This window comes from Paenibacillus sp. J31P316 (assembly GCF_056269105.1).
In genome coordinates, this window is record NZ_JBWDNI010000011.1 from 160274 (window position 1) to 167866 (window position 7593).

The following is a 7593-nucleotide window of genomic DNA, read 5'->3' on the forward strand; positions in this document are numbered from 1 at the left end:
TTCCGAAGACATAGGGCGTGCTTATGGAACAACAAGGGCAGCAATTTACCCATATCCTTCATCAATTCGACGACTGCGCGGATTTCACGCACATGGCTTATCCCGAGCTGAACGTTGATCTGCTCTATTTCGACCATATGATCGACGCCGGCAAACTCTCCCGCGAAGTGCTGACGCCGATCCTGTCCGCCACCGAAAACGAGCTGGAAACTGCGCTTGCGCGGCTGGCCCGTACGGCGAAGAGCGAAGACAAGGAAATCGTCGTCGCGATCTTATCCGGCAGCGTGGCGCTTTTTCACGACGGCCAAGCCTACATCATCGACATGTACAACCCGCAGGGCAGAGCCATCAGCCAATCGGAGACGGAAACGACGATCACGGGTCCGCACGAGGCGTTCTCCGAGCCGGCGAATTCGACGCTTTCGCAAATCCGCCGACGCGTAAGAAGCTCCCATCTCAAGTGCATCCGGCTGCAGGTCGGCGAAGTCTCCAAAACGGACGTTTACGTGCTCTACGTCGCGGACATCGTCAACATGCAATACGTCCAAGAGGTGGTTCGCCGTATTCGGGAAATCGAAATCGACGCCGTTCATGATACGAACATGCTCGTGCAATTGATCGACGATATGCCCGCCTCGATCTTCCCGCAGTTCTTCACGACGGAGCGTCCGGATGCCATCGCCTCCAAGCTCGTCGCGGGGCGGGTGGTCGGCGTGATGGACGGAAGTCCGTCTGCCTTCAGCGCGCCGACCTCGCTGTTCGAGTTCTTCATCTCTTCCGACGATTATTACCAGCGTTGGTCGCTCGGCACCGCGACCAGGATGCTGCGGTTCATCGCATTCATCATTACCGTGCTGTTTACGGGCTTCTATGTTTCCGTCACCACCTTCCACTACGAGATGATTCCGCAGAAACTGCTGCTGACGCTGTCGGAATCGAGAAGCCGGGTCCCGTTCCCGCCTGTTTACGAGGCGCTGCTCATGGAGACGGTCATTGAGCTGCTGCGCGAAGCCGGCGCCCGCCTGCCGACGAAGATCGGCCAGACCATCGGCATCGTCGGCGGTATCGTCATCGGCCAAGCCGCCGTGCAAGCCGGCTTTACGAGCAATATTCTCATCATCGTGGTCGCCTCCTCGGCGATCGCTTCCTTCGTCATGCCAAGCTTCATCATGAGCGCCTCCATCCGCCTGATCCGCTTCGGCCTGATTATTCTGGCGGGCATCTGGGGCAATCTCGGCATCACGATCGGCATCGCGTTCCTCATTATCCATCTCAGCCATGTAACAAGTCTCGGCTCTTCCTATTTGACCCCGGTCGCGCCTCATAAGCCGGGCGATTGGTCGGATGTCTTCATTCGCGCCCCCTTCAGGCTGCTGACGAAACGCCCGTCGCAAGTGAAGAGCCCCAATCCGGTCCGCATGAAACCGAGAGAGTAGGAGGCGAGCAGCATTGCAAGCGGTCAAAGAAAAGCTTTCCTCGTTCCACGTGCTTATTCTTCTATATATGACGCAAACGGGCGTCGTCATTATCTGGCTTGGCCAGATGCTGGCGCAAACGTTCGGGCTGAACGGCTGGCTCGTCCTGCCTGCCTATTGCATCGTCGTGACGGCGAATTTGCTTCTGATCGGCCTTATTTATCGCCTGGGACATGGAAAATCCATCTTCGATCTCATGGAGCAGCGGCTGCCCAAGCTGCTGCTTGCTCCGCTGTACCTGACGCTGACGGCGCTTTGGAGCATGCTGGCCTGCCTGGTCGCCATGGAATACGTATATATCTTTCAGATGATCGCCTTTCCGACAGCGAATCCGGTCTGGTTCAAGCTCGTCATCGACCTGCTCGCCATGCTCCTGTGCATCAAAGGCGTCTATACGATGTCCAAAGCGAGCACGGTATTTTTCTATTTGACCGTGTGGATGTATCCGTTCTCGTGCATGTTCTTTCATGAGTTCAGCTGGAAGCGGATGACGCCCTTCTTCTTTCACGAAGGAGATTTCAATCCGATGGGCATGACGGGCATCTATTCGGCCTTTCTGGGCTACGAGCTTGTCATGCTTCTGTTCGCTTATGTAGACCGCTCTTCAAAGGTGGTGCAAATGGCTCTATGGGCAAATCTCCTCGTATTCGTCAGCTACATCTATATCTGCTTCCTTGTCTTCGGGTTCTTCGGATTCGGCGAGCTGAAGCATATGCAGTTTCCGTTGATCGACATGTTCGCTTACATCAAATTTCCGTTCATCGAACGGATCGAAAACATGCTGTACGGCCTGCTGCTCTTCACGATGCTTTCGACTATGTCGATGTATTTTTGGTCCGCGAGCGAGACAGGCGGGCGGCTGTTTCCGCGGATCAAGCCCGAATACCGGGGATTTGCGCTTGTTGCCGGCACGTTCTTCGTCGGACTGGTACCGGATACGCTAGCGGATGTCAACGCTTGGCTGACTTGGCTCGGCATTGCCGAGATCATCGTTTCATTCGGCTTGCCCTTGTTTCTCGTCATGCTCCTAATGATTCGCAAAGAGAAGGGGGCGGCGGTCAATGCGTAGCCCCTTCTCCCGGTGCATGCGGCTGCCGCTCCTCTTGATCGCTGCCGTGTCGCTCCCGCTGGGCGGCTGCGGCGACCAGCGTATCCTCGAGCAGGTCGGCTTCATCCAAACGACAAGTTACGATCTCCTGCCGAGCGGCGAGTTGAAGGTCGCCGTCGCCATTCCGAGACTGGAGGACGATTCCAACGAAGAGCGTGAAGTGCTCCGCACGACAGCTCCGACGAGCAAGCAGGCGCGCATTCAAATGTCCAGGCAGACCAGCCTGCAGCTGGTGAGCGGCCAGCTGCGCGTCACGCTGCTCGGCAAATCCTTCGTTCAAGCAGGCGTCGGCGACCATTTGGATACCCAGACCCGCGATCCCGCCATTTCGCCGCTCATGAAAATCGCGGTCGTGAACGGCGACGCGGAGAACCTGCTAAACCAGCGGTACAGCGAGCATCCTCGGACGGACTTGTATATCGAGCGGCTGCTCGATAAAGAGTCTGAAACGCATTCCATCCCGAGAGCAACGCTGTATGAATTCGTGCGCGACTATTATGATGACGGCATCGATCCCGTCGCACCGATGATCAGGCGGGCCGGAGAGAATATCGTGATCGACGGCATCGCCCTGTTCAAGGACGACCGTTATGTCGGCCGCATACCGGAGAAAGACGCGATGATCTTCGCCTGTCTGCACGGCGGATTCAAGCAGGGCGAGCTCGGCATCAGCCTGCAGAAGAAGGGAAAAACCGCGGAAGCGGTCACGCTGGCGTCGCTCGTCAGCAGCCGCAGCATCGCGGTCACGGGGGCCGGCGACAAGACGAAAGTCACCGTTCGCGTGCATTTAAATGCCTCCGTCTCGGAATACATCGGCGGCGAGCTCGAGCTTGGCAAGCCGCAGGACCTGAAGAAGCTCGAACAGAAAATATCGGCCTACGTGGCCGAACAGGCCGAGCTGTTGGTCAAGAAGCTGCAGAAGGCGGGGGCGGACAGCATCGGCATCGGCAGCTACGTGCGCAACCATATGGGCTATCCGGCGTGGAAGGGAACGAACTGGAGCGAACGGTATCCGCAAATCGAAGTGCAATGCAAGGTCAAGACACGAATAGACAATGTAGGCAAAATGAAATAAGCGTTTTTTAGGTCAGAATGACCGGCCCGCGGCTCGTCACCGCTACGGTATGCTCGAATTGGGCCCCCCAGGAACCGTCGAACGTACGTGCCGTCCAGCCGTCGGCATCGATCGAGATATGCGGTTTGCCCGTTACGAAGATGGGTTCGATCGTAATGACCATTCCTTCCTTCAGCTTCTTGCCGGTGCCCGCCTTGCCCGTATGATGGACTTGAGGATCCTCGTGAATCCGGCGTCCGATGCCATGACCGATGAATGCCTCTACGACGCCGTACTGCTCCCGCTCGGCGACAGTCTGCACGGCATGGCCGATATCTCCGATCCGATTACCCGCCGCAGCCTGCGCGATGCCTTGGTATAGGGCAAACTTCGCGGCGCTCATCAGCCGAATCATCTCGCGATTTACCCGCCCGACCGCGTACGTCCAGGCGGAATCCGCCATCCAGCCGTCAAGCTCGACGACCATGTCGATCGTCACGATTTCGCCCTCCCGAAGCGGAACGTCACGGGGAAATCCGTGGCAGACGACGTCGCAGGCGGAGGCGCAGGTAGCATACGGATAACCTTTATACCCTTTCTGAGCCGGCTTGGCACCGCAGCTGACCATGTAGGCCTCTGCGAAGCGGTCAATTTCCAGCGTCGTCACGCCCGGCTTGAGCCTTCGGCCGATTTCGCGGTGGCAGGCGGCGACGATACGCCCCGCCTTGCGCATCCGTTCGATTTCTTCACTCGTCTTGTACTGGATCATGCGCAACCCTCCACATGCATACGGCATGGCCGGCGTTTATGGACCGGAGAGCAACAAAAAAGCCTTGTCCCTATCGTTCCGGGCAAGGCTTGTATACGTTCGATTAGCTTACCGAGGAGCGAAGTCTCCCCATCTCATGCTCGACCAGAAGCGTCAGCTCTTCTTCATATCCGCCCATGATCCTGTACTTGCGGATATAATCCCTGACAAACTTGCGCGAGTCCTTCGGTTGAAAAATGCGTGTGAGCTCCACGAGGCTTTCTTTGACTTCATTATGGCTGCGTTTAGCCATGAAATCCCCTCCCTAGCATCGGTTGGTGGTTCTAACAATTACGATTACAGCATGTTGAACGATCCACGTGAATGAAGGTGAGTCTGAAAGCGTGAAGGAGACTCCGCATTGAATTTTCTAACTTATCAATCAATTATAACATTTTCAATCCGGATAGAAAAGCGAACACGAACTTTTATTTATAAATGCATCAAATTTTGTCATTTTCTGTCGAATCTGCACCGGGCAAATCCACTTCCTGCGGACGCGTTGTTGCAGCCGACCATGTACTCTTCTTATACATACGCAAGTAAGCAATGACGCCCGCAATCGCAACGATGATGCCGAACAGGATGACCGCAGTCGTTATCCAAGGACTAACCACACATGCGCCCCCCCTTCGCTCCGGATAATTTCCATATATAGGCTAATTATAGAGGAAAGGAATAGCGCTTTCAATGCGACGGACAGCCCGCTACAGAAATGTAACATGTTACAATCAAGTTACCCTGCGAAACGTTCCGCTTCCCCATACAAGAAGCTCACCTTTATTATCGGCAACTCGTGCTTCTAATGTAAGTGTTCGTCTCGTGCGGTGGATAAGCGCCGCTTCGCAAGTCAGCCTCCCCTCCGAGGAGGATAACAAATAATGGACGTTCAGCCCCGTCGTCACCGTCCGTTCTCCCGGACACGCGAGAATGGCGACAAGCCCCATGGCATTGTCGAGCAGCGAGGCCAGCACACCGCCGTGCACGATGCCCGCCAAATTCAGATGCTCCGGCCGGACCTGCAGCGCGATGACCGCTTTGTCCCCGTCCGCGGACACCAGCTCACAGCCAAGAAAGCCCCAAAAGGTCGGCCGAGCCGCCGCTTCCAGCGCTTCCAGCTTCTTGCGGGCATCCCGAGGCTGTTCATTCCCGCTGTCGTTCATGCCTCACCGTCCTCATCGCCGCCGGCCGCGGCTTGTTCCTCTTCCTCCTGCAGCTTGCGGCGCAGCACCTTCCCGATCATCGTCATCGGCAGGTCCGCTCGGAATTCATACTGATGCGGCACCTTGAACACCGCCAGCCGTTCCCTGCACCAGCGGTCGAGCTGCATGGAAGAAACGTTCACGTCCTTGCGCAGCACGATAAACGCCTTCACGGTCTCTCCGCGGTACGCATCCTTCACGCCGATGACGGCCGCATCCCTGACGCCGGGATGCTCATACAGCACCTCTTCCACCTCGCGGGGATAGATGTTGAAGCCGCCTGCGATGATGATATCCTTGATCCGGTCCACGATCGCGAAAAATCCGTCCGCGTCGATCTGCGCCAAGTCACCGGTCCGCAGCCAGCCGTCCTTCAGCGACGCGGCCGTCGCCTCCGGCTTGTTCCAGTAACCCTGCATCACCTGGGGGCCATGTATAAGCAGCTCCCCGATTCCGCCGGGCGGAAGTTCTTCGCCGGTGTCCAAATCGACGACTTTTGCCAACGTACCGGGCAGCGGCAGCCCGATCGTCCCGATCTTGCGCCTCGTCCACAGCGGGTTGGCATGCGTTACGGGCGCCGCTTCCGTTAACCCGTACCCTTCGATTAGCCGTCCGCCGGTAAGCGCCTCGAACTGCGTCTGCACCTCGATCGGCAGGGGAGCAGAGCCGCTGATGCACACGTTGATCGACGACAGATCGTATTTCTTCACGTCGGGATGGTTGAGCAATGCAACGTACATCGTCGGCGCCCCGGGGAAGATCGTCGGCTTCTCGTCGCGAATCGCCTTCAGTACCGCCTCAATCTCGAAGCGGGGCAGCAGCACGATGGAGCCCGCAATCAGCGCAGATAAGTTCATGATAACCGTCAAACCGAACACATGAAACAAAGGCAGCGCCGCGAGGAACCGCTCCTTGCCTTCCTCTAACCGGTAGAACCATGCCGCGCATTGCGCCGCGTTCGCGATCAGGCTGCGATGCGTCAGCATGACGCCCTTGGCGACGCCTGTCGTGCCGCCCGTGTATTGGAGCAGCGCGATATCCTTCTCCGGGTCGGTCTTGACTTCGGCCGGCAGCTTGGAGGCTTTCGCCATGAACGACGCATATCGCGTCACGCCGTTTTGGCCGTACGGAACGTCCGGAAGCGGTCCCGCGCGGCGCTGCTTGATCGGGTAGAGCAGATTTTTGGGGAACGGCAATCCGTCCGGGATGGAGGTGACGATGACTTTCCTGAGCTGCGGGACCGGCCCGGATTCCGGCACTTCGCCGCGCACCCGCGCGAGACGCGGATACAGCAGATCCAGCGTCACGATGGCGACGGCGCCGCTGTCCTTCAGCTGGTGCTCCAGCTCGCGCTCCACGTAGAGCGGGTTCGTCATGACGACGATCGCCCCCGAAAGCAGGACGCCGAAGTACGCGATGACCGTCTGCGGGCAGTTCGGCAGCATGATGGCGATGCGGTCGCCTTTGCCGATACCTGCAGCCTGAAGGCCGGCCGCCATGCGCTGGGCCGACGCGAGCAGCTCTTTGTAAGAGATCCGTTTGCCGAAAAAAAACAGCGCCTCGCGGGACGGATATTTGGCCGCGGTCTGGAGCAGCAAATCGCCGATGGCGAGGTCCGGAATATCCACCGAAGGCGCAACCTCGGACGGATAAGAGCGAAGCCAGGGGGAAGATGGTTGGGTCATTTTCCCTGCCTCCTCAAATTTTTTGCGAAGCTTCTTTGATTTGGCTTCCATGCGAGCAAAAAATACTTCGGAAGCATAGGCTGAGTTTTTGGGAAGCATCTTCGATCACGCTTCTTAGCGAGCAAAAACTCACTTCGGAAGCATAAGCTTTTTTTTGCGAAGCTTCTTTGATTTGGCTTCCATGCGAGCAAAAAATACTTCGGAAGCATAGGCTGAGTTTTTGGGAAGCATCTTCGATCACGCTTCTTAGCGAGCAAAAAC

General features: G+C 57.2%; 9 protein-coding genes. 3 read left to right on the forward strand and 6 right to left on the reverse strand.

Annotation, left to right across the window (positions count from 1 at the left end; translation table 11 throughout):
* Positions 1–23 precede the first annotated feature (23 nt).
* From AC0YNU_RS24360 to AC0YNU_RS24370, 3 genes are read left to right on the forward strand one after another with little or no spacing between them, the layout of a single operon-like run.
* A complete protein-coding gene (locus AC0YNU_RS24360) occupies positions 24–1436 on the forward strand; it encodes a spore germination protein (protein ID WP_475761291.1) in 1413 nt (470 codons plus the stop codon).
* A 13-nt stretch (positions 1437–1449) separates the two neighbouring features.
* Complete coding sequence (locus AC0YNU_RS24365; RefSeq protein ID WP_475761280.1) at positions 1450–2544, forward strand: GerAB/ArcD/ProY family transporter; 1095 nt, start codon at positions 1450–1452, stop codon at positions 2542–2544.
* A complete protein-coding gene (locus AC0YNU_RS24370; protein ID WP_475761281.1) occupies positions 2537–3658 on the forward strand; it encodes a Ger(x)C family spore germination protein in 1122 nt (373 codons plus the stop codon). The genes AC0YNU_RS24365 and AC0YNU_RS24370 overlap by 8 nt, the downstream gene beginning before the upstream one ends.
* 7 nt (positions 3659–3665) lie before the next feature.
* Here AC0YNU_RS24370 and map read toward each other — a convergent pair whose 3' ends face one another.
* The 6 genes from map to AC0YNU_RS24400 all read right to left on the reverse strand — a co-directional run.
* A complete protein-coding gene (gene map / locus AC0YNU_RS24375) occupies positions 3666–4406 on the reverse strand; it encodes a type I methionyl aminopeptidase (protein ID WP_475761282.1) in 741 nt (246 codons plus the stop codon).
* Positions 4407–4509: 103 nt separating this feature from the next.
* Positions 4510–4698: a hypothetical protein gene (locus AC0YNU_RS24380; protein ID WP_161703939.1), complete on the reverse strand. Its 189-nt coding sequence runs from the start codon at positions 4696–4698 to the stop codon at positions 4510–4512.
* Positions 4699–4888: 190 nt separating this feature from the next.
* Positions 4889–5062, reverse strand: a complete 174-nt coding sequence (locus AC0YNU_RS24385; protein ID WP_475761283.1) for a hypothetical protein — start codon at positions 5060–5062, stop codon at positions 4889–4891.
* Positions 5063–5176: 114 nt separating this feature from the next.
* Complete coding sequence (locus AC0YNU_RS24390) at positions 5177–5608, reverse strand: PaaI family thioesterase (RefSeq protein WP_475761284.1); 432 nt, start codon at positions 5606–5608, stop codon at positions 5177–5179.
* On the reverse strand, positions 5605–7332 hold the full coding sequence (locus AC0YNU_RS24395) for a long-chain-fatty-acid--CoA ligase (protein WP_475761285.1): 1728 nt from the start codon (positions 7330–7332) through the stop codon (positions 5605–5607). The genes AC0YNU_RS24390 and AC0YNU_RS24395 overlap by 4 nt, the downstream gene beginning before the upstream one ends.
* A gap of 13 nt (positions 7333–7345) precedes the next feature.
* On the reverse strand, positions 7346–7593 hold a 248-nt coding region (locus tag AC0YNU_RS24400), incomplete at its 5' end, for a hypothetical protein (protein WP_475761286.1).